Source organism: uncultured Eubacterium sp. (genome assembly GCF_937958975.1).
Taxonomy (GTDB): domain Bacteria; phylum Bacillota; class Clostridia; order Lachnospirales; family Lachnospiraceae; genus Eubacterium_G.
In genome coordinates, this window is sequence record NZ_CALGRE010000041.1 from 27,472 (window position 1) to 51,839 (window position 24,368).

A 24,368-nucleotide genomic window follows, 5' to 3' on the forward strand; every position below is an offset into this window, starting at 1 on the left:
TGAATAGAAAACAAAGAAAGGTGAGGAGTGCTTAAGTGAAGTCAGAAAGAAAAGTTATGTCAACTGATTTGACAAATAGTAATAATATAGCAAAGACACTGTTTTTCTTTTCAATGCCAATGATTTTAGGAAATCTATTACAACAGTTTTATAATATAATAGATACTTGGGTTGTTGGAAAATATATTGGGGCACAGGCATTAGCGTCTGTGGGAGCTTCATATACATTAATGACCTTTTTAAATTCGGTCTTTATTGGATTATGCATGGGGAGCGGGGCTATATTTGCCTACTATTTTGGACAGAAAGATTTAAATAAAATGAAAAATTGTATGGACACGGCATTTGTATTTATTGGTGGAATAACATTGATACTTACAATAGTTGTAAGACTATGTCTACCGTTGATAATCCGACTCTTAAATATTCCGGGTGAACTGCAAAAGATGACAGGAAATTATCTGGAAATTATTTGCGTAGGCATTTTCTTTATATTCTTATTCAATTATTATGCATATGTATTGCGGTCTATTGGAAATTCAGTAGTTCCTCTTATATTTTTGGCAATAGCGTCCCTGTTGAATATTGTATTAGATTTATGGTTTGTTTTAGGGTTGAAATGGGATTTAAAGGGAGCTGCCATAGCTACAGTGACTGCTCAGGCATTTTCGGGAATAGGTTTGGGGATTTATACATACATAAAGAGAGCAGATTTGCGATTTTCTATAAAGAGTTTTATAGGAAAAGAAAAACCTTTGAAAGAAATAATACAGTTTTCTATGGTTACCTGTGGACAGCAATCAGTAATGAATTTTGGAATTTTGATGATTCAGGGTTTGGTAAACAGCTTTGGGACTTCTGTTATGGCGGCTTTTGCAGCAGCAGTAAAAATAGATACATTGGCGTATATGCCGGCACAGGAATTTGGAAATGCGTACTCGATGTTTATCTCACAAAATTTCGGAGCGGGTAAATTGAAGAGAATAAAGAGAGGAACAAAGAGTGCATTTGTTATGTCCGTGTCATTTTGTGCATTGTTATCAATTTTTGTTTTTATATTTGCAAAATCTCTTATGGCAATATTTGTGAGTGGTGCAGAAGCTGATATTATCAATATAGGAAACAGTTATCTGAAAATTGAAGGTGCCTGTTATATTGGAATCGGAGTTTTGTTTTTGTTATATGGATATTTTCGAGGCGTCAATCGACCGATGGTTTCATTTGTTTTAACTATGATATCCCTTGGAACAAGAGTCGTGTTGGCTTATGTATTAGCGGCTGTTGATGTAATTGGAGTTTATGGGATATGGTGGGCGATACCGATTGGATGGCTATTAGCAGATATGGTCGGAATATATATCATGAAAAAGAGAAGGATTCAAAAAAATAAGATGAGCAATCAGTTGAATTGATAAACGAAGAAAAAGTTATAATTATTTTTTAAATAATGGAGAAAATACAGGATGAAAAAGAAAAGATTTTTAACATTTGGAATCATTATTATTGCAATTGTAGTATTGAATGTTATCACCTATATATATGGAAAGAACCCTATGTATAATTATGTGAAAAGCAGATATTTTCCCGATATCCTAAATTTGGATGAACAGTTTGGAATAAAAGATTATAAAATTGGAGAGCAGAAGATTGAGATAAATGGTTATACAATGATAATGGACCAGTATTATTTTAAGGAAGATATGACAACAGGCTGTCTGCGCATCAAAGTTACGAATCCAGATTATGATATGAGAGAATTAGAGACAAGAGGCGGAAATGCTGAAAGTCTTCTTAATTTTGGACAAGAGGATATTAGATACTTCTTTTCTGGAGATGTAGAAGGAGAGAGGATAAAAGAGGGTGTTAAATCAGCCACGTCTTCTCAGAAAATTAAGGCAATTCAAGTAAAAGATGCGATGTATATTTATTTTGAATTTGGTTCCGATGATGGAATATTGTTTAATGGTAAAATATATTTACATGACAGAACTGCCCAGAAAGGTTTAAAGTATAGCGAGTATGCCGGAAAAAAGAAGTATGCAATTGGTACTTTTGATATGTTAAAGTAATATATATAATAGTGTAAAAACTTCCCATCTTTTAAAAATGAGAGATGGGAAGTTTTTTAGTTGCCATTATATAATGCTAATTTTTTCCATGTCTCCAAACAAGTGGGTCTGTGCCACTGGAAGGAGTTGTTAAATCAGGAGTAGAATTATCCGAAGTTTCATTATGGGTAATATTTGTATCTTCATGAATGGATAATGTATCCAATGATGTTTTCAATAACAGCGATACTTCTTCCTGCTCAATTCCCATTGCCTCTGACAATTCTTCAATATCAGGGACACGTCCAAGTTTTTCGCTTAATTCGTTTGTAGTTTTGTCTAATATATTTAGTTTATCTGCCAGATGTTGTCCCACCCGGTCTGAATTAATTTGTTCATTAATTGTATTTTCGATTGCTATGCTGATTTTTTTACGGATAAAAGTATCAAAGTCACCGGAGTTGTTATGAAACTCTGATATAGCCAGCATGAGACCAATATTTCCCTCCTGAATTAAGTCTCCGAATGTAACCCCCTGTCCACGATAGTTTTCCGCAATTTGTGCTACTACAGATAAGTTCCCTTCAATCAGACGTTCTGTTACGGATGTATCTCCCGATAAAAGAGCTTCGGTTAATTCCAATTTTTCATCAACAGATAGTGGAATAATATTTTTCATATCAGACTTATACATTTCAATAAAAGAAAGTTCTTCTTCTGATTCGTTAAGTTTATGTGGAGTATTGGAAAATTCTTTGTCCGATAACCGTACATTAGAAGAAACATCTTCCAAGGTATCATCAAAAAATAAAGTAGGAGTGAATCCTTTTACTCTAATTTTGTTGATAGAAAGATAATCGTATATAAATTGATATTGGCTGTCGTCTTCTATAATATCTTTAAAGTGCATTTTGACATCTTCCATTGTAATCTCGTTGCCTTTTGTGGCGGAAAATGCTACAAGAGCAGTGAGTGCATGATTAAATCGGGTTTTATTGTCCATAACTATCAATTGCCGGGTAAAAAAATCCGACATTATTCCTTTCGATTAATAAATAAATGATACATAAAAGCCTTGCAAAAATCAAGGATAATAGGTAACATTTAAATACATGAGGTAACAGTTTAGCCTGAACTATTACTATGTAAATCAGCGGGAAAGGAGTTGGCATGAAAGAGAAACTCAAAAAAATTCGGAGCAGCAGAATTGTGTCATTTATATTTATATTAGTGTTTATTGCTATATGTATGGGCATTGGCGCTGCGTTTGCATACATAGACCATGAATCAGACCCTACGGAGGTAGCTGTACAGTATTTTAGGGCATTTGTTCAACAGGATTACGATACAATGTACGATTGCCTTACGAAAAAGGAAGGGTATTATATTAGCAAAAAAATGTATATAGACAGCATGAAAAAAATGCGTCAGGAGTATGTGATTGACTCTTATGAAATTTTGGATGTGGACGAGGAAAGAGGTAAGCAATATATTACTATAAAATGCAAAAACTCCGGCACAAATGAAAATCGGGATTTTATTGTTTATGTTGATAGTGTGAGAAATGGAGTCAATATTATTCCTGAATATTCCGTCAATATTGACAGCATGATTGTAAAAAAATTTTCGGTAATTATTCCAAATGGAAACAGACTGGAATTAAATAGTGAAATAATTAAAGAAGATATGGTTGATGTCAGTGCCGGTGAAAATGATACAAAAGTATATAAGTTTGAAGGCCTATTGTTTGGTAATTATAAAGTTTCGGCAACAAATAAGTATTATGCCATGAATGATAATATAAGTCTGAAAAAGTCCGGAGTTGAAATCGATATGACAAAGATATCATATACGGCAAGCGATGAATATTCCAGCAAAATCACAGGTCATGGAAATAAGGTTATCGGGCAGTTCTATAAAGCTGTGCGGGGGAGGGAGCCGAAACGCTCGAAGCTTCTCACATGCTTTGAAAATAATAAAAAGCTGCGCAAAAAGGTGCAGAGTCTCGTAGAACAATCAGAAGAAATTGTCTATTGGCCGGAAACAAAGAATATTGACAATTATAAAGTCATTGATATGAATATAAAGGGGTTGAAGCATAACTTAGCGTATAACGCTAAGAGAAAAGTTTATACTTTAAAATATACATATAATTATGATTATGTGGCATCTACGGAGACAGCACTGTATACAAGTTATATGTATCGCATTTCCGGAAAGTGTAAGTGTGAAATGACTTTAAGTTATTCACGAAAGGGCGATGATATATCGCTGACGGATATTAAATTAAAAAATAAAAATATAAAGAATCAGGAATAAAAGTTAGATAGGAGTGCATTATGGCAAAAGATATATGGAAACCGGGAAATATGTTGTATCCACTTCCGGCAGTTCTGGTTACTGCTACAGATGGAAAGGGAAATGATAATGTGTTTACAGTAGCATGGACGGGGACGGTATGTTCTGACCCGGCAATGGTTTATATTTCTGTGAGACCGTCGAGACACTCATACGATATGATAAAGGATACCGGGGAATTTGTGATAAATCTGACCACAGAAGAATTGGCATTTGCTACAGATTACTGTGGAGTAAAATCCGGCAGGGATGAAGATAAATTTAAATCTATGAACTTAACAAAAGAGGAGGCAAAATATGTGGAGGCGCCTCTGATTCAGGAAAGCCCGGTCAATATAGAATGTAAAGTGGTTGAGATTACCCATTTTGGAACGCATGATATGTTTTTAGCGAAAGTATTGTGTGTACATGCTGATAAAAAATATATGGATAATAAGGGCAAGTTTGATTTGTCCAAAGCACATCCCTTGGTATATTCTCATGGACAATATTATGGAACCGGGAAGAAGATAGGAAGGTTTGGATATTCTGTTCGGAAAAAGAAAAAGAGACGATAGAGTTAATTTTGTTATCTTGGAGGTATTTATGAAGAAAATAAACTGGGCAATTTTAGGAACCGGAGTTGTTGCAAATGAAATGGCGGCGGCGCTCACGAGTGCCGGAAAAGAAATCTATTCTGTGGGAAACAGAACACAGTCTAAAGCAGTAGATTTTGCAGAGAAATATGGAATAAAAAAAGTTTATGACGACTTTCATGAAATGTTTGCAGACCCGGCTGTGGATGTTATATATATCACTACGCCTCACAATACACACATAGATTTTATGCGGGAGGCATTAAAAAATGGTAAGCATCTTCTTACCGAAAAATCAATTACCTTAAATAGTGATGAGTTAAATGATGCAATTAGATTGGCAGAAGAAAATGATGTGATTTTAGCTGAGGCGATGACAATTTTCCATATGCCTGTTTATAGAAAACTAAAAGAAATTATAGATAGTGGTAAGCTTGGAAAAGTCAATATGATTACAATGAATTTTGGCAGTTATAAGGAATACGATATGAACAACCGGTTTTTTAATAGGAATTTAGCCGGAGGAGCAATGCTTGATATCGGTGTTTATGCAATATCTTTTGTAAGGTGGTTTATGGAAGAGAAGCCTACGGAGATAATATCGCAGGTAAAATATGCACCTACAGGGGTGGACGAGCAGGCTACAATTCTTTTACAAAATGATAAAAAGCAGATGGCAACTGTCGCATTGACACTTCATTCGAAACAGCCAAAACGTGGTATGGTTTCTTGTGACAAGGGGTATATAGAAATTATGGAATATCCGAGGGCGTGGGAAGCTGTGATTACTTATACGGAAGATGGAAAGACGGAAAAAATAGAAGCAGGTGACAACGCACAAGCTCTTAAATATGAAATGGAAGATATGGAAAATGCCATAAATGGTGATAGGAGTGGTATTTTTCTGGAATATACAAAGGATGTTATGGATATTATGACTCAGATTAGGCGTGAGTGGGGCATGTATTATCCGGAAGAGAATTAGAATGAATCATAATTTAATTTTTCATATTGATGTAAACTCGGCATATCTCAGCTGGACGGCTGTAAAAATGCTGGAGGAGGGTTACGGAAAAGATATAAGGGAGATTCCATGTATCGTCGGCGGGGATAAACAGAGCAGGCACGGGATTGTTCTTGCGAAATCAATTCCGGCAAAGAGATATGGAATTGTTACCGGAGAACCGGTCGTAAATGCATTAAAAAAATGTCCGGGATTGGAGATGGTTCCCCCGGAGCATGATTACTATCATGTACAGAGTGATAGATTTATTCGTGTGCTTAGGACTTACACGCCTGATTTAGAACAGGTGAGTGTAGATGAGTGTTATATGGATTATTCGGGAATTAGTAATCAATTTACTTCTCCGATAGAAGCAGCAGTTGATATCAAAGATAAAATAAAAAAACAGCTGGGGTTTACAGTGAATATTGGAATATCAGATGTGAAAGTCTTAGCAAAAATGGCATCGGATTTTATGAAACCTGACAGGGTACATACATTGTATAGAGATGAGATTCAGACGAAAATGTGGGGACTGCCTGTTGAGGACTTGTTTATGGCGGGAAAATCCAGTGTAATGACATTACATAAATTAGGTATTTTTACAATTGGTCAGTTGGCAAAAAGCCCCGTTGGCATTATAGAATCTCATTTAAAAAGTCATGGAAAAATTTTGTGGGAGTACGCTAATGGAATAGATAGCAGCATAGTAAATACGGAAAAGGAAGAATCTAAGGGTGTTGGAAACTCTACCACTTTGTCCAAAGATATCGATAATATGGATGAGGCAGAAAAAATATTATTGTGGTTGGCAGAAAAAGTGGGAGGCAGACTTAGAAAGGGAAATCAGCTTGCAAAAACGGTTGTTGTTGAGATAAAATATAATGATTTTCGAAAAGTTTCCAGACAGACGACCTTTGACAGAGCTACGGATTCGGGAACCGATATTTATAATATATCTAAAATATTGTTCACAGAGTTATGGACAGGCCAGCCATTTCGATTGTTGGGGGTTCGAACGACCAATCTGGTGGAACCCGGTGAACCTGAACAGTTATCTATTATGGACATGATGCAGAGTATTGACAATAAGACGAAGTCGGATTATAGTTCAGGGCAGGATAGAATTACAAGAGAAAAGATGAAAAAATTGGAGGAAGCATTGGATGCGATAAAAGGTAAATATGGCGAGGATGCAGTATATAGGGCGCGATTTTTAAAGGATGACAAGTAAGGTAAATTGACATAGGAGGACTGAAATTTATGAAAGGAAACAAAGATAATATTATTTTAATAGGAATGCCGGGAGTGGGAAAAAGCACTATAGGAGTAGTGCTGGCAAAGGTTATGGGATATCAGTTTGTTGACTCGGATTTGGTAATACAGGAGCAGACAGGCAGACTGCTGAAAGATATTATAGCGGAGGAAGGAATTGATAAGTTTGTTCAGATTGAAAATGATGTGAATAAGTCTTTGAATATACATAGGGCAATTATTGCAACAGGAGGAAGTGTCGTATATGGAAAAGAAGCAATGGAGCATTTGTCCCAAATAGGCACAGTTGTCTATTTAGAATTAGAACTTGCTGCGCTTTCTAAAAGGCTTGGCAGTCTGGAAAAGCGTGGAGTGGTTTTAAAAGAAGGGCAGACATTGAAAAGCCTATATAATGAAAGAATACCGTTATATCAGAAATATGCGGATATAATAGTAAGTGAGCACCATAGTACGATTCCCAAAACGGTGCAAAAAATAATTGAAAAACTGGAGGAGACAGAGAACTAAAATGATACATCACTTAATAGGACGGAAAAGATATATTTTCGTCCTTGGAGTATTAATTATACTAATGATGGTGATTGTAATTTTTTCGCAGATGGCAATGGAAATATATGCATATAGTTTTATTGCTGCACAAAATATAAATCATTTAGAAGCTACAGATGAATATCTTACACAAAAAATACAGGATGAGAAAGTGCTTACAAAGGCAGAAATGAAAAAAACGGTTTCGACTGAAAAGTGTGGGAAGAAGACATCAGAGGCTTCTTTTATTTTGCCTGTGAAAAATGGGATAACCACATCACTTTTTGGTGATACCGTTTCAAGAACTTCAACTCATTTGGGTCATGATTGGGCGGTACCGCTTGGAACGAAGGTGAAGGCAGCAGCGGACGGAGTTGTGGAAAAGGCATATTACAGTGAGAGCTATGGATATAATGTCTTAATTGACCATGGAAACGGTATTGAGACAAGATATGCACATCTGTCGAAATTAAAGGTAGAAACAGGAGAGTGGGTGTCTCAAAGACAAATTATAGGACTTAGTGGCAATACCGGGGATAGTACAGGACCACATCTGCATTTTGAAGCCGTAAAAAATGGCGTGCGCATAAATCCGCTGAAGATACTTAAAAAATAGGAATTTTTGAGGAAAGGTAACAATATCAGAATACTTTCATAGAATACTACTATAAAATAGACACAATGGTTTCGTTGTCCAATTAAAATAAAAGATTCTTGTTATTGTGCTTTCCTCTGTTTACAAAGGCAGATATTGTGTTATAATTAATAAAAGTATGCTTAAAAATATTTCCGGAATGCGGTTGTGCCGTTTCCGGTGATTTGATTGAATATAAGTTTTTTGAATTTACATATAACCCGAGGTGGATAATGGAGAAATATATTATAAAAGGTGGAACAGCACTGAATGGTGAAGTCGAAATCAGCGGAGCAAAAAATGCAGCATTGGCACTGATAGCGGCGGCAATTATGGCAGACGAGGATGTAACGATAGAAAATTTACCTGATGTCAGTGACATTAATCAGTTAATAGATGCAATTGAAACTATTGGGGCAAAAATAAACAGAATAGACAGACATTGTGTAGTAATAAATGGTAAAACAATAAATTCCTGCGTTGTGGAAGAAGAACAGATGAGAAAAATAAGAGCATCTTATTATCTTCTCGGCGCTTTACTTGGAAAGTTTGGAAAAGCAGAAGTTGCATTGCCGGGTGGTTGTGTAATTGGTGAGAGACCAATTGACCAGCATTTAAAAGGATTCAGAGCGCTGGGAGCAGATGTGGTTCAGGACCACGGTATGCTCAACGCACAGGCGGATATGTTAACGGGTAGTCATATTTTCTTTGACGTTTCTTCTGTTGGAGCAACGATTAACGTTATGCTTGCAGCAGTCATGGCGGAGGGAAGGACAGTAATAGAAAATGCGGCAAAAGAACCTCATGTGGTTGATGTGGCAAACATGCTTAACAGTATGGGTGCGGATATAAGAGGAGCGGGTACGGATAAGATTAGAATTACCGGCGTAAATAACCTGCATGGTACAGTATATTCTACGATTCCGGACCAGATTGAAGCGGGAACATTTATGTGCGCAGCTGCGGCAACAGGTGGGGAGATATTGATTAAAAATGTTATTCCGAAACATTTGGAATGTATTTCTTCTAAATTAATGGAAATGGGATGTACGGTGATAGAGTATGATGATTCTGTAAGAGTTAAGGCGGGAGATTTTATTCGGTGTGCCAATATTAAGACACTTCCATATCCCGGATTCCCAACAGATATGCAGCCGCAGATGGCAGCAGTTTTGACATTGTCAAATGGAACGAGTACGGTTACGGAAAGTATTTTTGAAAATAGATTTAAATATGTAGCAGAATTAAGTAGAATGGGAGCAATTACTAAAGTTGAAGGTAGAACGGCGATTATTTCCGGTGTTGGAAGCCTTCAGGGAACAAAGGTAAAAGCACCCGATTTGAGAGCCGGCGCAGCTCTTGTGATTGCAGGTCTTGCGGCAGAGGGATTTACAGTAGTAGATGATATTATGTATATCCAGCGTGGATATGAAAAATTCGAAGAAAAGCTTACAGGACTTGGGGCTACGATTGCAAAAGTGGATTCTGAAAAAGAAGAAAGAAAATTTATATTAAAAGTAAGCTAAGAGATAAAAAAAATCAATTAAACTGATTAATTTTGTCACTAGCAAAGTAAAAATGCATATGATAATATATGTTCATCCTAAAAATAATTAAAGGCTATGAAGAGGAATAGTAGTTGAGGAGCAGATTCCAGAGAGATATCGGTTGGTGTGAGATATCAGATGTAAATTAATGAACTCGCCTCGGAGCTTCCGGCTGAAAACGGCAAGTAGGTCAGGACGGTGCCTACCGTTAAAAAGGAGGGATGTATATGCATCCTCAAAGAGTGTGTATTTATTACATGAAACAGAGTGGTACCGCGCAAGTAAAGCTTACGTCTCTGTGCTTCCGATGGAAGCACAGAGACGTTTTTAGTTATATAGTGAAAACACTCCGTAGAAATCGGAGAGTTATTAGAAACTTGTTAAAATAAATAAAGGAGATTTTTATTATGATGGACTACAAGAAGTATAAGAGACAGTATTTTATGCCACCTACGCCGACGATGGATTGGGTGAAAAAAGAGTATATTGATAAGGCACCTATTTGGTGCAGCGTCGACCTTAGGGATGGAAATCAGGCTTTGATTGAGCCAATGAGTCTTGATGAAAAATTGGAATTTTTTCAAATGCTTGTGGATATCGGATTTAAAGAAATAGAAGTAGGATTTCCGGCTGCGTCAGAGACTGAGTATAATTTTATGCGTGCTTTGATTGAAAAGGATATGATACCGGATGATGTGACGGTGCAGGTTCTGACACAGGCGAGAGAACATATTATTAAGAAGACGTTTGAAGCCGTAGAAGGTGCAAAGCATGCAGTGATTCATTTGTACAATTCTACATCGGTAGCGCAGCGTGAGCAGGTATTTAAGAAGAGTAAAGAAGAAATTAAGCAGATAGCTGTTGACGGAGCAAAATTATTACAGGAATTAGCAGATGAGGTAGATGGCAATTTTTCTTTTGAATATAGTCCGGAGAGTTTTTCCGGAACAGAAATGGATTATGCGTTAGAGGTTTGTAATGCAGTTTTGGATGTATGGAAGCCAAAGAAGGAAAATAAGGTAATTATAAATCTTCCGGCTACCGTAGAGAATGCGATGCCTCATGTATTTGCTACACAGATAGAATATATGCATAAGAATATGAAGTACCGTGATGCCGTGACAATCTCCGTTCATCCACACAATGACAGGGGATGTGGTGTAGCGACAGCGGAACTGAGTATTTTAGCAGGCGCTGACCGAATAGAAGGAACATTATTTGGAAATGGTGAGAGAACAGGTAATGTGGATATTATAACGCTTGCAATGAATATGTTTTCTCATGGAGTGAATCCGGAGTTAGATTTCAGCAATATGGCTGAGATATGTAAGGTTTATGAGAGGCTTACAAGAATGCAGGTAAGTCCACGTCAGCCATATGCAGGAGATTTAGTGTTTACTGCATTTTCAGGTTCTCATCAGGATGCGATTGCCAAGGGAATGGCATGCAGGGCAGAAAGTGAGTCTGACGAATGGAATGTACCTTATATTCCGATTGACCCTGTGGACATTGGAAGAACATATGACTCAGATGTGATTCGAATTAACAGCCAGTCAGGTAAGGGTGGCGTAAGTTATATTTTAAAACAGAATTTTGGATTAGACCTTCCTGATAAGATGAGAGAAGAGGTTGGATATTCCATAAAACATGTTTCGGATGTAAAACATAAAGAATTATCCCCTGCATGGATTTATCAGATATTTGAAGATAAATATATTAATGATAACAGTGCATTTTCTGTACCGGAAGCACATTTCCAGCAGAAGAATGGTATTATGGCTGAGGTCACAATCGCACAAAATGATGGTGTCCGTATCGTCAAGAGTACAGGAAATGGAAGGTTAGATGCTGTAAGTAATGCATTTAAACAATATTTTAATGTAAGTTATGAACTGTCTGTGTATGAGGAGCACTCTTTATCGAGAGGTTCATCCTCCAAAGCTGTCTCTTATGTTGGCATTAGCTGTGATGGGACAATGTATTGGGGTGTGGGTCTTGACGAAGATATTATTAAGTCCTCTATTCATGCTCTGACAGTGGCTGTAAACCAGCTTGTACATTCTTTAGGTGGGAAAAAGTGTCAGGACGAGAGGCTCACAGAAATTATGAATTATATTCATACAAATTATCTGACAGTAACATTAGATGAATTATCAGAGCAGTTTCACTTATCCAAACCTTATTTATCCAAATATATTAAGGAGAAATCAGGAAAAACCTTTGGAGAGCTGGTTAAGAATGTTAGAATGAAAAAGGCAAGAACGCTTTTAAAAGGTGGCAATATGACGGTAGAGACCGTGGCTGAGAAAGTGGGATATCAGAATGTGGAACATTTTAACCGGCTTTTTAAGAAAAAATATGGAATGACACCGGTTCAGTTTAGAAATTCAAAAAATCAGTAAAGATAATAATCTTTATGGAATATTGTGATATTAATGTGATTGTATTATAATGACATTATGAAAGAATACATGTGTTTCAATGAAGAAGAGGAGGAACTAAATGAAGAAAATTAAAATTATTTCGTTAATGCTTGTGCTTGTTATGGTATTGACAGGATGTGCAACGCTTGATAATACATTGACGATTCAATCAAACGGTACAGGGATTTTGAAAACAGTAGCAACGATAGAGAAAGATACAGTGGTAGCAGCACTTGTCGCAAGAGGTTATACGAAAGGTGAAGCAGAAACATTTGTTAATACACAGGCTATTGCGATGGGAGCTAAGAAAATAAATGTAAATGGGAAAGAATTTTATCAGTTGACCGATACAGAAAAATATACGAAGAAAGAGTTGGCATATGAGGCTCTTTCAGATTATCAGAATGGATATGCTACCAATGATACTTATTATGATATTTTAGATACGTCAGTCAATAAGGAAATGTTGGAGGAATATTCACAGTTTGGAGTTACAAGCGCATCATTGAATGGTTTAAAAATAACGTATTCTATTGTTTTTCCTAATAAAATAGTAAATACAAATGGTAAAATTGACAGCCAGAATCCAAATAAAGCAGTATTTACCATAGTTGTGGGTAAAAAGAATAATACGATATTTGCCACAACAAAGCAGGGACAGACAATAGGTACCGTTAAAAAGATTGTAAAAAAAGCCAGAACTATTAAGGCACCAAAGATTAAGAAACTGAAAGCAAACAAAGTAAAAGGGAAAAAGGCTACTATTACTGTAAAAATTCAAAAAGTAAAAGGAGCTAAAGAGTATGTAGTAGAGTATGCAACAAGCAAAAAGTTTTCAAATTCTGATGAAATATACACAAAGAAGACCACGGTTACTTTGAAAAAGTTAAAAAAGAATAAGAAATATTATGTAAGAGTATACGCTATCAAGAAGGATGACAGAGGGGAAGGGGTATATAGCAAATACTCCAGGAAAAAATCAATTAAGACGAAAAAATAATTAACATATAAAAACGGATTTTCATAGTTTATAACCGGAAATCCGTTTTTTCTTGACATATGGTATTTATAATAGTAGTATAGGTAAAAGAATAAATATTTTCTCTTATTCAGAGTGGTGGAGGTACAAGGACCGGTGAAACCACGGCAACCCCGACAAGTATGGAAGGTGCCAACCTGAGCAGACGCATAAGTTTGAGCAATAAGAGGATTTGATACTTTGAATTTCAAGTCCGCTGATTGTTCAGCGGATTTTTTATTATATAGGAAATTCTTTCGAATTTCCTATATAATAAAAATGCTCCGCAGGAGCGCAGAGGCGCGAAAAGGTAGTTGTTCATGCGAACCCGCGCCTCGCGGGAGAGTTCGCGAGCGAACTATTTATTATAATAGTAAAGGAGTACAAAGATGGAAAAGAGACTATTTACATCAGAATCAGTAACTGAAGGACATCCGGATAAAATCTGTGATCAGATATCGGATGCTATATTAGATGAATTAATGACACAGGACCCTATGAGCCGTGTGGCTTGTGAGACAAGCATTACGACAGGTCTTGTTCTTGTAATGGGAGAAATTACGACAAAGGGATATGTGGATATCCAGAAGGTTGTCAGAGAGACAATCAGGGAAATCGGATATGATAGAGCAAAATATGGATTTGATTGTGATACCTGTGGGGTTATTACCGCATTAGATGAGCAGTCAGCCGATATTGCAATGGGTGTGGACAAGGCTCTCGAAGCAAAGGAGAATAAAATGTCCGACTCAGATATTGATGCAATCGGTGCAGGGGATCAGGGCATGATGTTTGGATATGCAACAAATGAAACAGAAGAATTGATGCCTTATCCTATTGCGTTAGCACACAAGTTAGCTCTCAAATTAACTGAGGTTAGAAAAAATGGTACTTTGCCTTACCTCAGACCGGATGGAAAGACACAGGTTACAGTAGAATATGATGAGGAGGGAAATCCGGTAAGATTAGAGGCTGTAGTTCTATCTACTCAGCATGATCCGGAAGTAACACAGGAACAGATTCATTCGGATATTAAAAAGTATGTTTTTGATGAAATTTTACCTGAAAGCATGGTTGATGAAAAAACAAAGTTTTTCATCAATCCAACAGGAAGATTTGTAATCGGTGGTCCGAATGGTGATAGTGGTTTGACAGGGCGCAAGATTATTGTAGATACTTATGGTGGATATGCACGCCATGGAGGTGGTGCATTTTCGGGAAAAGATTGCACGAAGGTAGACCGTTCGGCTGCATATGCAGCGCGATATGTGGCAAAAAATATCGTGGCAGCAGGTTTGGCGGATAAATGTGAAATTCAACTGTCTTACGCTATTGGTGTAGCACATCCTACATCTATCATGGTAGACACATTTGGAACAGGAAAAGTCAGTGATGAGAAATTGGTTGAAATTATTCGCAATAACTTTGATTTGAGACCTGCCGGAATTATCAGGATGTTAGATTTACGCAGACCAATTTATAAGCAGACGGCTGCATATGGGCATTTTGGAAGAAATGATTTGGACTTACCTTGGGAGAAAACGGATAAGGTGGAGACATTATTATCTTATATGGCATAATTATGTTATTGTGTAATGGAGAGAATATATGTGAAGACAAAAATTACTCATATAGGATAGTAATTTATCAAAACAAGGAAATATACTGTTTGAAAATGAAAATATAAAATAAATATAGATATGAACTTGTGTTTTAAGGAGTAATTTGTTAGAATTATTTTTGGGTACTACCCCAAACGGTAGGCGGTTAGTCCTCTGGCAGAGGAACTGAATCCTCTGATTACATAGAAATCCTTGTGAAAGGAAATATGGGAAAGGGGGACTTGACTTAATGAGCGATTTTGAAATCCTTTCTATTGTATTTATGGTTATTTCAATCATAGTTGCAATTTTAATAGAGTATATCAAGACACTAAAAAAGTAACCGCCATAATCAGTGCAAAAATTTGTGGCGATTACTTTTTAAGTAATTACATAAAATTGGACTAACCGTCTATTGGTAGTACCTTTTTCAATTTTATATTATCAAATTGCTTTTAATAAGTCAAATGTTAAAGGATATCGGAAAATCTGTTCTAAATACTTTAACCAATCGATTTGTGAATCAATTTTAGGAGTAAGGGAATTTCTGCCTCAAAGTTAACAGCATAATTTACAGATGTCTTGTCCTGATAAGTATTTTTAATACATGCATAGGTAAAATCAGCAGCAATTTTTAATGCATCAAATATAGGAAAATCGTTCATTAGCGCCCCGGTAAATGTACTGGCAAAGACATCTCCGGTGCCATGGGATTTCATAGGAACTTCTTTTGTTCCATAGCTGAAAAAGTTTTTAGAGCGGGTATCATAACCAATAAAACCAAAATGACCGGGTGCCGTCTTAACACCGGTAATTACTACAATCTTTGAGCCAAATTCTGCAAGCCCCATCAGTAGATTCTTGATTTCATCTATGCAGGCATTTTCCCCCGGATACTTTGCCTGTAACATAAAACATGCCTCAGTGATATTTGGGAGAATAATATCTGCCTTTTTACAGAGAGAAGCCATTTTCAAAGCAAAATCCGGTTCAAAACTGGTATACATCTTACCATTGTCTGCCATTGCAGGGTCTACAATAATATAATTCTTATCGTTTTTAAACGTATTAAAGTAATCTGAAACAATATTTATTTGTCTTTCGGAGCCAAGATATCCGGTATATATTGCATCAAACGAAAAATTTTCCCTGACCCAATGTTCTTTGATTGGAATTAAGTCATCCGTTAAATCATGAAAAGTAAAATTATTAAATTGGGTATGTGTGGATAAAACGGCAGTGGGAACAATAGATGTCTCAATACCCATTGCAGATATAATAGGAAGTGCAGCAGTTAGCGAACATTTTCCAAGACAGGAAATATCCTGAATACTCATAATTCGTTTCATTATAAACTCCATTCCGTCACAAGAATTGTGACATTTATAATCTTAGTTGTTATTTACAATTAAATTTATTTCCAGTATAATTTTTCATGGTATTATTACTATTATCATATCACATTTATTTTATAATACCAGAAATGTATAGGAGATGGAAGTAAAGATGCTTACATACAATTTTGAAAACAGAGGGAAAACTTCTCTTTATGAATACTTATATAAGTGTATTAAAAATGATATTTTATTGGGAAAAATAAAAGCAGGAGAGAAATTGCCATCTAAACGCGAAATGGCAAAAAATCATAATATCAGTGTAATTACTGTAGAAAATGCGTACGCACAGTTGATTGTTGAGGGGTATATTTATACATTAGAGAAAAAAGGCTATTTTGCCAGTGAAATTAGTGTCGGTTATTCCGGTGAAGAAAAGAGACAAAAAAAAGAGAAAGTGCCAAAAAGAAAAGAAACAGAAAAGTGGCTGGTAAATTTTAATTCAAATCATATTATGTATGACAGTTTTCCATTTGCTACATGGTCAAAAATTATGCGACAAACATTATTAGACAGAGAAAATTCGTTTTTGACGAGTCCTGCGCCGAATGGTGTTTATGAATTGCGACATGCAATTGCAGACCATTTAGAACATTTTCGGGGAATAGAAGTAAATCCTGATAATATTATTGTCGGTGCCGGAACAGAATATCTTTATAGTATTATTGTACAGTTATTAGGGCGGGATAGCATTATTGCGCTGGAAGACCCGGGTTACAAGAAAATTGGAAAGGTTTATGAAAGTAATGGTGTAAAGTGTCTTCATTTAAAAATAGATAAAATGGGGATTCACCCTAAAGATTTAGTGGGCAGTAACGCAAGGGCAGTACATATCTCTCCATCACATCATTTTCCGACAGGCCGGGTAATGCCGGTACCAAGAAGACAGTTTTTGTTGAAATGGGCAGCGGAAAATAATGCTTTTATTATTGAAGATGATTATGACAGTGAATTTCGATTTTCAGGAAAACCAATTCCGACAATGATGGGAATGGATAACAGGCATGTAATTTATACAAATACATTTTCAAAAACGCTTGCCCCATCTATAAGGATAGCCTATATGGTTTTGCCGGATGTATTGATGGAGATATATCATAAAAAATTGGGGTTTTATTCTGGGACGGTATCCAGTTTTGAACAATATACTTTAGCAAATTTTATTGCAAGAGGGTATTATGAGAGACATATCAATAGGATGAGAAATTATTATAGAGATTACAGAAATAGAATTATCGGAGCAATTAAACAGTCAGAAATTTACTCTAAAGTGACAATTGAGGAAGAAAATGCTGGTTTACATTTTATTTTGGGAATAAAGAAAGAGATAGATGATGAAAAGTTTATAAAAATATTGAGGGATAATAATATAAATATATCAAGTGTTTCGGATTATTGTTATAATGAGTTAGAAGAATTTTATCACAAATTTATTATTAATTATTCTGCGGTGGCAGAAGACAAATTAAAAAAAGCATTGGATATAATGAATAAAGCATTATAGAGTTAGAGGGTTCATATGAATGATTATAAAGGTAATAAAGAATTTCACATAAGTATTCCCAAAAATGTAAAGATGATAATTAGTATATTGGAGAAAAATGGTCATGAGGCATTTGCGGTTGGTGGGTGTATCCGGGATACAATACTTGGACGTAAGCCGCAGGATTGGGATATTACCACGTCTGCACTGCCATGTCAGGTGAAGGAGTTATTTCATAAAACAATAGATACAGGGATAGAACATGGAACTGTAACTGTAATGATGAGCCGTGTGGGATATGAAGTAACCACATATAGAATTGACGGGGAATATAATGACAGCCGTCATCCTGACAGCGTGGAGTTTACTTCAAACCTTATTGAAGATTTGAGAAGAAGAGATTTTACGATTAATGCAATGGCATATAATCCTACTGTTGGTTTGGTGGATGCATTTGACGGGCTTGGAGATATTGAAAGAAAAATAATAAGATGTGTGGGAAAGCCGGAGGAGCGTTTTGGTGAAGATGCTCTTAGGATTTTGAGAGCTGTCAGATTTTCCGCTCAGCTTGGTTTTGAAATTGAAGAATGGACAATGAAAGCAATTAGAAAATTAGCAAATACGCTGGAGAATATTAGTGCAGAGCGTATCAGAGTGGAATTGGAAAAGCTAATCATATCAAATCACCCTGACAAGCTGATTACAGCTTATTATGCCGGAATAACGAAGGTAATTCTGCCTGAGTTCGACAGGATGATGGAATGTCCGCAAAACACTCCCTATCATAAATATAATGTGGGAGAGCATACTATAAAGGTAATGGAGAATGTACCAAATACAAAGGATATGAGATGGGCGGCACTTTTTCATGATGTTGGGAAACCGGATTCTATTACTTACGATAAGAGCGAACCGGAGAGAATGCATTTTTATGGACATGCTAAAAAAGGAAGCGAAATGGTTCCCGGGATTATGAAACGACTAAAAATGGACAATAAAACGATTAAGTTTGTAAAGCGTCTTGTCGAGTGTCACGATGATAGAACTGCTTCAGGGGAAATGAAGCCTGTTTCCGTTAGGAAAAGTGTAAATCGTATCGGAAAAGATATTTATAAAGAGTATCTTCAATTGGCATATGCCGATTTTCAAGGAAAAAGTGAATATGGAAAGCAGAAAGGGTTTGACAGATATCTCTATACATGTGAACAGTTTCAATATATTTTGGATAATAACATATGTACCTCAAAGAAAGAGATGGAAATTTCAGGAAAGGATTTGATTGAGATTGGTGTACCGAAAGGACAGATAATTGGAGATATATTAGATGAACTGTTGAAACGTGTGATACAGAATCCCGAGTTAAACGAGAGACAAAGACTGATTGAGATTGCAAGAAACATGTTCTAATCAATAAAAAAGCCTCATATCTTTAAATGATTAAGCGAAATATTTCGCATAGTTACGCATAAAGAATTAAAATTGCCATTAGGACTCTGGCAAGAGATAGGGGGCTTTTCTAATGAATGAAAAATCGTTAACAGTATTAGAGCAGTATGATTTAAAGATAAATGGAACATACAGAATTAAAGGGAACTATGGATGTGACACGGATAGTGGGAGGTATATCTTACAGGAATACAATAACAGTAATGAAAAAATGGCTGCAATGAAAGTGTTGTATAATCATTTAAAAAAGAATGGATTTACTACAGATTATGTTGTTCCCAATAAGGATGGAAATTTTGTTTCCGTGAGCGAGGATGGCTATACCTACATATTAAAAAGGTGGTTTCACGCAGAGGAATGTAATGTGGGAAATGAAAGTCATTTGTTAGCCGGAGCAAAAAATCTTGGAAGGTTTCATTGTTGTTTGGAAAACAATAGGGAATTGCTGGAAGAATACAGGGCATTTCATCCGGGAAAAAATATGCAGGATGTATTCGAGCGGCACAATAAGGAAATAATTACAATTAGAAATTATATAAAAAAGAGAAAAAATAAGAATTATTTTGAAATGTCATTGCATAATATTATTGAACAATATGACCTACAGGCACAAGAGGCAGCCAATAAATTGAAAAAGTCAGATTATGCTCAGAAGTATGCCGGAGCAGTAGAAAGCAAAACACTGAATCATGGTTATTATAATTATCATAATATTTTATTCGATAGGGAAAAAGTTATTATGATTAATATGTTAAAAGTAAATTATGCTCCACAAATACAGGATTTATATGATTGGCTGAGAAAGGCAATGGAGAAAAATGATTGGGATGTAGAGCTTGGTAAGAAGATTATAGAGGCATATGATGGCTGTAGAAGTATAACAGACAGTGAATATAATATCTTAAAGATTATGTTGAGTTATCCGGAAAAGTTTTGGAAAATAATTAATTATTATTATAATTCTAATAAGGCATGGTACTCTGAGAAGAACGAAGACAAACTGATTAAGTTTAGTAAACAGGAAAATCTCAGATGGAATTTTATAAAAAACTTGTAAAAAATTACAAAAATTTGTTTTTAGTCTTTTCATTGCCTTTGGTTTGTATTAAAATACCAATAGCATAAAAATTGAATGGAGGTTTGTTATGAGTTACAAGGAGTTATATAATGACTGGCTTGAAAGTTCATATTTCGATGACGAAACAAAGACTGAATTAAGGGCAATTAAAGATGATGAAAAAGAAATCGAAGACAGATTTTATACAGAATTAGAATTTGGTACAGCGGGACTTCGTGGTGTTATAGGAGCAGGTACAAATAGAATGAATATTTATACTGTTAGAAAAGCAACACAGGGACTTGCGAATTATATAGTAAAAATGAATGGGCAGGACAGAGGAGTGGCTATAGCTTATGACTCCAGACATATGTCTCCTGAGTTTGCAGATGAGGCAGCACTTTGTTTGAATGCAAATGGAATTAAGACATATGTTTTTGACTCACTTCGTCCAACACCGGAGTTGTCATTTGCAGTAAGAGAATTGGGATGTATTGCAGGTATTAATGTGACAGCGAGCCATAATCCGGCAGAATATAACGGATATAAAGTATATTGGGAGGATGGCGCACAGATTACGCCTCCGCATGACACCGGAATTATGAGCGCCGTTTCAGCGATTCATGATTACAGTGAAGTAAAAACTATGGATAAAGCAGAGGCTTTGGAAAAAGGACTATATGTTCAGATTGGCAAAGAAATTGATGATAAATATATTGAAGCTTTAAAGTCGCAGGTAAAGCATCAGGATGCAATTGACGCAGTACAGAAAGATATAAAAATTGTCTATACACCTCTTCACGGAACAGGTAATATTCCGGTTAGAAGGGTATTAAAAGAATTAGGTTTTGAAAACGTTTATGTAGTAAAAGAGCAGGAACTTCCTGATGGGGCATTTCCTACGGTCAGCTATCCAAACCCTGAAGCAGAGGAAGCGTTTGCGCTTGCTATGAAGCTTGGAAATGAAGTGGAAGCAGATATTCTTCTTGCCACAGACCCGGATGCGGATAGATTGGGTGTATATGTGAAGGATGAAAAGACAGGGGACTATCATGTGCTTACTGGAAATATGTCAGGATGTCTTTTGGCGGAATACGAAATCAGTCAAATGAAAGAAGCAGGACAGCTCCCGGAAGATTCAGCATTGATTAAGACGATTGTTACAACAAATCTTGCAAATGATATCGCAGATTATTATAATGTAGAACTGATTGAAGTTCTTACAGGGTTTAAATATATTGGCGAGAAAATTTTGGGCTTTGAGACTACTGGAAAAGGTCATTATGCTTTTGGATTTGAAGAGAGCTATGGCTGCCTGATTGGAACGCATGCCAGAGATAAGGATGCGGTTGTTGCTACAATGGCACTTTGTGAAGCTGTTGCCTACTATAAGACAAAAGGAATGTCTCTCTGGGATAAGATGATTGAAATGTATGAGAGATATGGATATTGGAGAGATGGTGTTCAGTCTATTACATTAAAAGGGAAAGAGGGAATTGAAAAGATACAGAATACCATTGAGAAGCTTCGCAAAAATGTTCCTACAGAAGTTGCAGGATATAAGGTTCTTTCGGCAAGAGATTATAAATTAGATACAATTAAAAATATGGAGACAGGAGAGGTTACGTCCACAGGACTTCCAAAATCAAATGTTCTCTATTATGATTTGAGCGATGGTGCATGGGTTTGTATCAGACCTTCCGGAACGGAACCGAAACTCAAGTTTTACTATGGCGTTAAGGGCAAAGATTTTGCAGATGCAGAGACAAAAGAAAAAGAACTTGGCGAATATATGATTCACATGGTAAATTCTATGCTATAAAATAGTGGAATAAAAATAATACACCATAATATATTTTAATAAGGATATATTATGGTGTTTTTTATGCAGAAAAATAGAACAAAGCTGATAATAACTTTAATGGTTTGTATCGCCATCACATCTGCGTGTGGAATTGAAAAGATTAATAATAAAAAAACAAATGATATAGATTTTACTGTGGTGGCAGAAAATGAAATACCACAGGAGATACAGCAGATTATAGAAGAGAGAAAGGAAGGAGAGTTTAAAGTAACATACTCAGATGAGCAGTATACATATATAGTTATCGGGTATGGAAAACAAAAACACGACGGATATAGTATTACGGTTAAAAATCTGTATGAGACAAAAAATGCGATATTTGTAAAAACTGAATTTCAGGGACCAAAAGAATACACGAACACCGAGGTTGAAACATATCCGGTAATTGTTATAAAAATGGAATACAATGATAAGAATGTTATTTTTGGTGAATAAAACAGTGGACATAGTTCATATGTTATAATAGATATTTAGGTTTTACTAGAAGGAAATTAGAATTTAGGGGGATTAGTATGGAATTAATAAAAAGTAATATTCATATGAGTAAAATTATTAAAAGTGAAGTCAAAACATTTTATGTTAACCATGAGGAACGGATAACAGAGGCAAATCCGGAAATAAGCAGTATTATTAATCAAAATGAGACGGTAACTGCGGACAATGTATCTGTGAGAAATAATCAGATTATTATGAATGGAACAGTATCGTATGGTTTGTTATATTATACAGATAATCCGGAGCAGATTAATGGTATTGAGGGAGAGATACCTTTTGAAGAAAGTATTAAAATTGCAGGGCTTGAGGAAGACTGTAATGCAGATGTGAGACTTGTTGTAATGTCATCTTCCGTGAAATTAATTGATTCAAGAAATTACATATATAAAATACAGATTATGGCTTATGTTACAGTAGAAAGGTTAGAAGATTTGGAAACTGTAACGGGAGCTACAAGAGATAATATGATGACACGATATAATCAATTGGAAGGAATATCTGTTGTAGCTGATAAGACAGATACATTTCGCATTCATGAACAGCTTTCTGTCCCGTCCGGAAAACCGCCAATCGATAAGATTGTATGGAAAGATATCAGAGTAAAAAATATTAATACAAAAATGTTAGATGGTGTAATACATATAAATGGTGAATTGAATGTATTTCTTATGTATAGTCCGGAAGAGGAGAATGCTCCTTTACAGTGGCTGGATACCAGCATAAACTTTGGCGGGACAGTAGAGATGGGAGAAGCAAGAGAAGATTTGATTTCCTATATTAGTTCGGAGCTTCATAACGTAACGGTTGACGCAGAGATGAATCAGGATAATGAGATTCGTAATATTAATATTAATGCCTTGCTTAAATTAAATATGAAAGCATATGAGGAGAAACAACTGGATGTGTTAGAAGATGTTTATGCACCGGATATGAATCTTGTGCCAATTATGGGAGAGAGAACGTTTGAAAAACTTCTGGTAAAAAATGCATCTAGAACAAAAAATACTGTGAAGTTAAATATAGCTCAGGAGAAAGGGCATATTTTACAGATTTGCAATAGCAGTGCGGACGTTAAAATAGAAAATATTATTGTCAGTGATAATGGTCTTAAGGCGGTAGGAAAAATAAAGGCATGTATTATGTATATATCTTCGGAAGATAGTAATCCTGTATGCTGTGAATGCAAAGAGGTTGATTTTGAGCATCGTATTGATGCAGAGGGAATTACAAATGATGATAAGTATTACATTAATTGGCGTGTGGAGCAGGTCAGCGCTAACATGCTAAGTACGGATGAAGTGGAGATTAAATCGGTTGTAGCTCTTGAGGTTATTGTGTTTAAAGAAGAGAAACGTGCGTTTATTTCGGAAATCAACGAGGAACCAATTGACATGGAAAAAGTCAATGCCGCTCCGGTACTGAAAGGTTATGTTGTACAGTCGGGAGACACACTGTGGAAGCTGGCAAAAGAAAATTATACAACTATTGATAAAATAGTTGAGGTAAATGAACTACAGTCGCAGCAGATTAAAAAGGGAGACAGACTTCTTTTGATTAAATCTTGTCAATAGAGATGAAAGAAAGTATACTTTAGAGGAAGTCTGGTATTTGAGGAGAAA

Annotated in this window: 20 protein-coding genes, 1 riboswitch and 1 other annotated feature; of the genes, 18 read left to right on the plus strand and 2 right to left on the minus strand. The window is 35.8% G+C overall.

Translation table 11 applies throughout. The annotated features are described in order from the left end of the window. The first annotated feature begins 35 nt into the window (after positions 1–35). Together Q5O86_RS07090 and Q5O86_RS07095 are read left to right on the plus strand one after the other, a co-directional pair. Positions 36–1,412 carry an MATE family efflux transporter gene (locus Q5O86_RS07090; RefSeq protein WP_368074754.1) on the plus strand — a complete coding sequence of 459 codons (1,377 nt, stop codon included), beginning with the start codon at positions 36–38 and terminating at the stop codon, positions 1,410–1,412. 51 nt (positions 1,413–1,463) lie between these two features. Further along, entirely contained in the window at positions 1,464–2,069 is a 606-nt protein-coding gene (locus tag Q5O86_RS07095) for a hypothetical protein (RefSeq protein ID WP_302626442.1), read from the plus strand. A 76-nt stretch (positions 2,070–2,145) separates the two neighbouring features. Here Q5O86_RS07095 and Q5O86_RS07100 read toward each other — a convergent pair whose 3' ends face one another. Then, a complete protein-coding gene (locus Q5O86_RS07100) occupies positions 2,146–3,084 on the minus strand; it encodes a sigma-70 family RNA polymerase sigma factor (RefSeq protein WP_302626443.1) in 939 nt (312 codons plus the stop codon). A 134-nt stretch (positions 3,085–3,218) separates the two neighbouring features. On the opposite strand from Q5O86_RS07100, the gene Q5O86_RS07105 reads away from it, so the two are divergent. The 10 genes from Q5O86_RS07105 (at position 3,219) to metK (ending at position 14,989) form a co-directional block, all read left to right on the plus strand. After that, complete coding sequence (locus tag Q5O86_RS07105) at positions 3,219–4,367, plus strand: hypothetical protein (RefSeq protein ID WP_302626444.1); 1,149 nt, start codon at positions 3,219–3,221, stop codon at positions 4,365–4,367. A gap of 20 nt (positions 4,368–4,387) precedes the next feature. Beyond that, complete coding sequence (locus Q5O86_RS07110) at positions 4,388–4,963, plus strand: flavin reductase family protein (protein ID WP_302626445.1); 576 nt, start codon at positions 4,388–4,390, stop codon at positions 4,961–4,963. Positions 4,964–4,991: 28 nt separating this feature from the next. Further along, positions 4,992–5,966 carry a Gfo/Idh/MocA family protein gene (locus Q5O86_RS07115; protein WP_302626446.1) on the plus strand — a complete coding sequence of 325 codons (975 nt, stop codon included), beginning with the start codon at positions 4,992–4,994 and terminating at the stop codon, positions 5,964–5,966. 1 nt (position 5,967) lies between these two features. After that, positions 5,968–7,218: a DNA polymerase IV gene (locus Q5O86_RS07120; RefSeq protein ID WP_302626447.1), complete on the plus strand. Its 1,251-nt coding sequence runs from the start codon at positions 5,968–5,970 to the stop codon at positions 7,216–7,218. 29 nt (positions 7,219–7,247) lie between these two features. After that, positions 7,248–7,766, plus strand: coding sequence for a shikimate kinase (locus tag Q5O86_RS07125; protein WP_302626448.1), 519 nt, complete (start codon positions 7,248–7,250; stop codon positions 7,764–7,766). A gap of 64 nt (positions 7,767–7,830) precedes the next feature. Then, entirely contained in the window at positions 7,831–8,403 is a 573-nt protein-coding gene (locus Q5O86_RS07130) for a M23 family metallopeptidase (RefSeq protein ID WP_302626449.1), read from the plus strand. Between the two features lie 251 nt (positions 8,404–8,654). Further along, entirely contained in the window at positions 8,655–9,947 is a 1,293-nt protein-coding gene (locus tag Q5O86_RS07135) for a UDP-N-acetylglucosamine 1-carboxyvinyltransferase (protein ID WP_302626450.1), read from the plus strand. Positions 9,948–10,034: 87 nt separating this feature from the next. After that, positions 10,035–10,269, plus strand: a binding site (T-box leader). 106 nt (positions 10,270–10,375) lie between these two features. Then, entirely contained in the window at positions 10,376–12,370 is a 1,995-nt protein-coding gene (locus Q5O86_RS07140; RefSeq protein ID WP_302626451.1) for a 2-isopropylmalate synthase, read from the plus strand. Positions 12,371–12,470: 100 nt separating this feature from the next. Continuing rightward, positions 12,471–13,391, plus strand: coding sequence for a hypothetical protein (locus Q5O86_RS07145; RefSeq protein ID WP_302626452.1), 921 nt, complete (start codon positions 12,471–12,473; stop codon positions 13,389–13,391). Between the two features lie 102 nt (positions 13,392–13,493). After that, positions 13,494–13,599: riboswitch (SAM riboswitch) on the plus strand. Positions 13,600–13,798: 199 nt separating this feature from the next. Then, on the plus strand, positions 13,799–14,989 hold the full coding sequence (gene metK, locus Q5O86_RS07150; RefSeq protein WP_302626453.1) for a methionine adenosyltransferase: 1,191 nt from the start codon (positions 13,799–13,801) through the stop codon (positions 14,987–14,989). Between the two features lie 524 nt (positions 14,990–15,513). On the opposite strand, the gene Q5O86_RS07155 is transcribed toward metK, so the two are convergent. Then, positions 15,514–16,359, minus strand: a complete 846-nt coding sequence (locus Q5O86_RS07155) for a pyridoxamine kinase (RefSeq protein WP_302626454.1) — start codon at positions 16,357–16,359, stop codon at positions 15,514–15,516. A gap of 157 nt (positions 16,360–16,516) precedes the next feature. On the opposite strand from Q5O86_RS07155, the gene Q5O86_RS07160 reads away from it, so the two are divergent. The 6 genes from Q5O86_RS07160 (at position 16,517) to Q5O86_RS07185 (ending at position 24,320) form a co-directional block, all read left to right on the plus strand. Further along, positions 16,517–17,908 (plus strand): PLP-dependent aminotransferase family protein, encoded by a 1,392-nt coding sequence (locus Q5O86_RS07160; protein ID WP_302626455.1) that lies wholly within the window; start codon positions 16,517–16,519, stop codon positions 17,906–17,908. Between the two features lie 15 nt (positions 17,909–17,923). Next, on the plus strand, positions 17,924–19,294 hold the full coding sequence (locus tag Q5O86_RS07165; RefSeq protein WP_302626456.1) for a CCA tRNA nucleotidyltransferase: 1,371 nt from the start codon (positions 17,924–17,926) through the stop codon (positions 19,292–19,294). Positions 19,295–19,406: 112 nt separating this feature from the next. After that, positions 19,407–20,390, plus strand: a complete 984-nt coding sequence (locus tag Q5O86_RS07170; protein WP_302626457.1) for a hypothetical protein — start codon at positions 19,407–19,409, stop codon at positions 20,388–20,390. Between the two features lie 88 nt (positions 20,391–20,478). Beyond that, on the plus strand, positions 20,479–22,212 hold the full coding sequence (locus Q5O86_RS07175) for a phospho-sugar mutase (protein WP_302626458.1): 1,734 nt from the start codon (positions 20,479–20,481) through the stop codon (positions 22,210–22,212). Between the two features lie 63 nt (positions 22,213–22,275). Beyond that, on the plus strand, positions 22,276–22,689 hold the full coding sequence (locus Q5O86_RS07180) for a protease complex subunit PrcB family protein (RefSeq protein ID WP_302626459.1): 414 nt from the start codon (positions 22,276–22,278) through the stop codon (positions 22,687–22,689). A gap of 77 nt (positions 22,690–22,766) precedes the next feature. Beyond that, a complete protein-coding gene (locus Q5O86_RS07185; RefSeq protein ID WP_302626460.1) occupies positions 22,767–24,320 on the plus strand; it encodes an SPOCS domain-containing protein in 1,554 nt (517 codons plus the stop codon). The last annotated feature ends 48 nt before the right edge of the window (positions 24,321–24,368 follow it).

Coding starts and splice junctions, on each gene's coding strand:
- Q5O86_RS07180 (WP_302626459.1), top strand. CDS start 22,276: ATGCAGAAAAATAGAACAAAGCTGATAATAACTTTAATGGTTTGTATC.
- Q5O86_RS07145 (WP_302626452.1), top strand. CDS start 12,471: ATGAAGAAAATTAAAATTATTTCGTTAATGCTTGTGCTTGTTATGGTA.
- Q5O86_RS07175 (WP_302626458.1), top strand. CDS start 20,479: ATGAGTTACAAGGAGTTATATAATGACTGGCTTGAAAGTTCATATTTC.
- Q5O86_RS07125 (WP_302626448.1), top strand. CDS start 7,248: ATGAAAGGAAACAAAGATAATATTATTTTAATAGGAATGCCGGGAGTG.
- Q5O86_RS07120 (WP_302626447.1), top strand. CDS start 5,968: ATGAATCATAATTTAATTTTTCATATTGATGTAAACTCGGCATATCTC.
- Q5O86_RS07110 (WP_302626445.1), top strand. CDS start 4,388: ATGGCAAAAGATATATGGAAACCGGGAAATATGTTGTATCCACTTCCG.
- metK (WP_302626453.1), top strand. CDS start 13,799: ATGGAAAAGAGACTATTTACATCAGAATCAGTAACTGAAGGACATCCG.
- Q5O86_RS07185 (WP_302626460.1), top strand. CDS start 22,767: ATGGAATTAATAAAAAGTAATATTCATATGAGTAAAATTATTAAAAGT.
- Q5O86_RS07135 (WP_302626450.1), top strand. CDS start 8,655: ATGGAGAAATATATTATAAAAGGTGGAACAGCACTGAATGGTGAAGTC.
- Q5O86_RS07170 (WP_302626457.1), top strand. CDS start 19,407: ATGAATGAAAAATCGTTAACAGTATTAGAGCAGTATGATTTAAAGATA.
- Q5O86_RS07115 (WP_302626446.1), top strand. CDS start 4,992: ATGAAGAAAATAAACTGGGCAATTTTAGGAACCGGAGTTGTTGCAAAT.
- Q5O86_RS07165 (WP_302626456.1), top strand. CDS start 17,924: ATGAATGATTATAAAGGTAATAAAGAATTTCACATAAGTATTCCCAAA.
- Q5O86_RS07100 (WP_302626443.1), bottom strand. CDS start 3,084: ATGTCGGATTTTTTTACCCGGCAATTGATAGTTATGGACAATAAAACC.
- Q5O86_RS07095 (WP_302626442.1), top strand. CDS start 1,464: ATGAAAAAGAAAAGATTTTTAACATTTGGAATCATTATTATTGCAATT.
- Q5O86_RS07155 (WP_302626454.1), bottom strand. CDS start 16,359: ATGAAACGAATTATGAGTATTCAGGATATTTCCTGTCTTGGAAAATGT.
- Q5O86_RS07160 (WP_302626455.1), top strand. CDS start 16,517: ATGCTTACATACAATTTTGAAAACAGAGGGAAAACTTCTCTTTATGAA.
- Q5O86_RS07105 (WP_302626444.1), top strand. CDS start 3,219: ATGAAAGAGAAACTCAAAAAAATTCGGAGCAGCAGAATTGTGTCATTT.
- Q5O86_RS07130 (WP_302626449.1), top strand. CDS start 7,831: ATGATGGTGATTGTAATTTTTTCGCAGATGGCAATGGAAATATATGCA.
- Q5O86_RS07140 (WP_302626451.1), top strand. CDS start 10,376: ATGATGGACTACAAGAAGTATAAGAGACAGTATTTTATGCCACCTACG.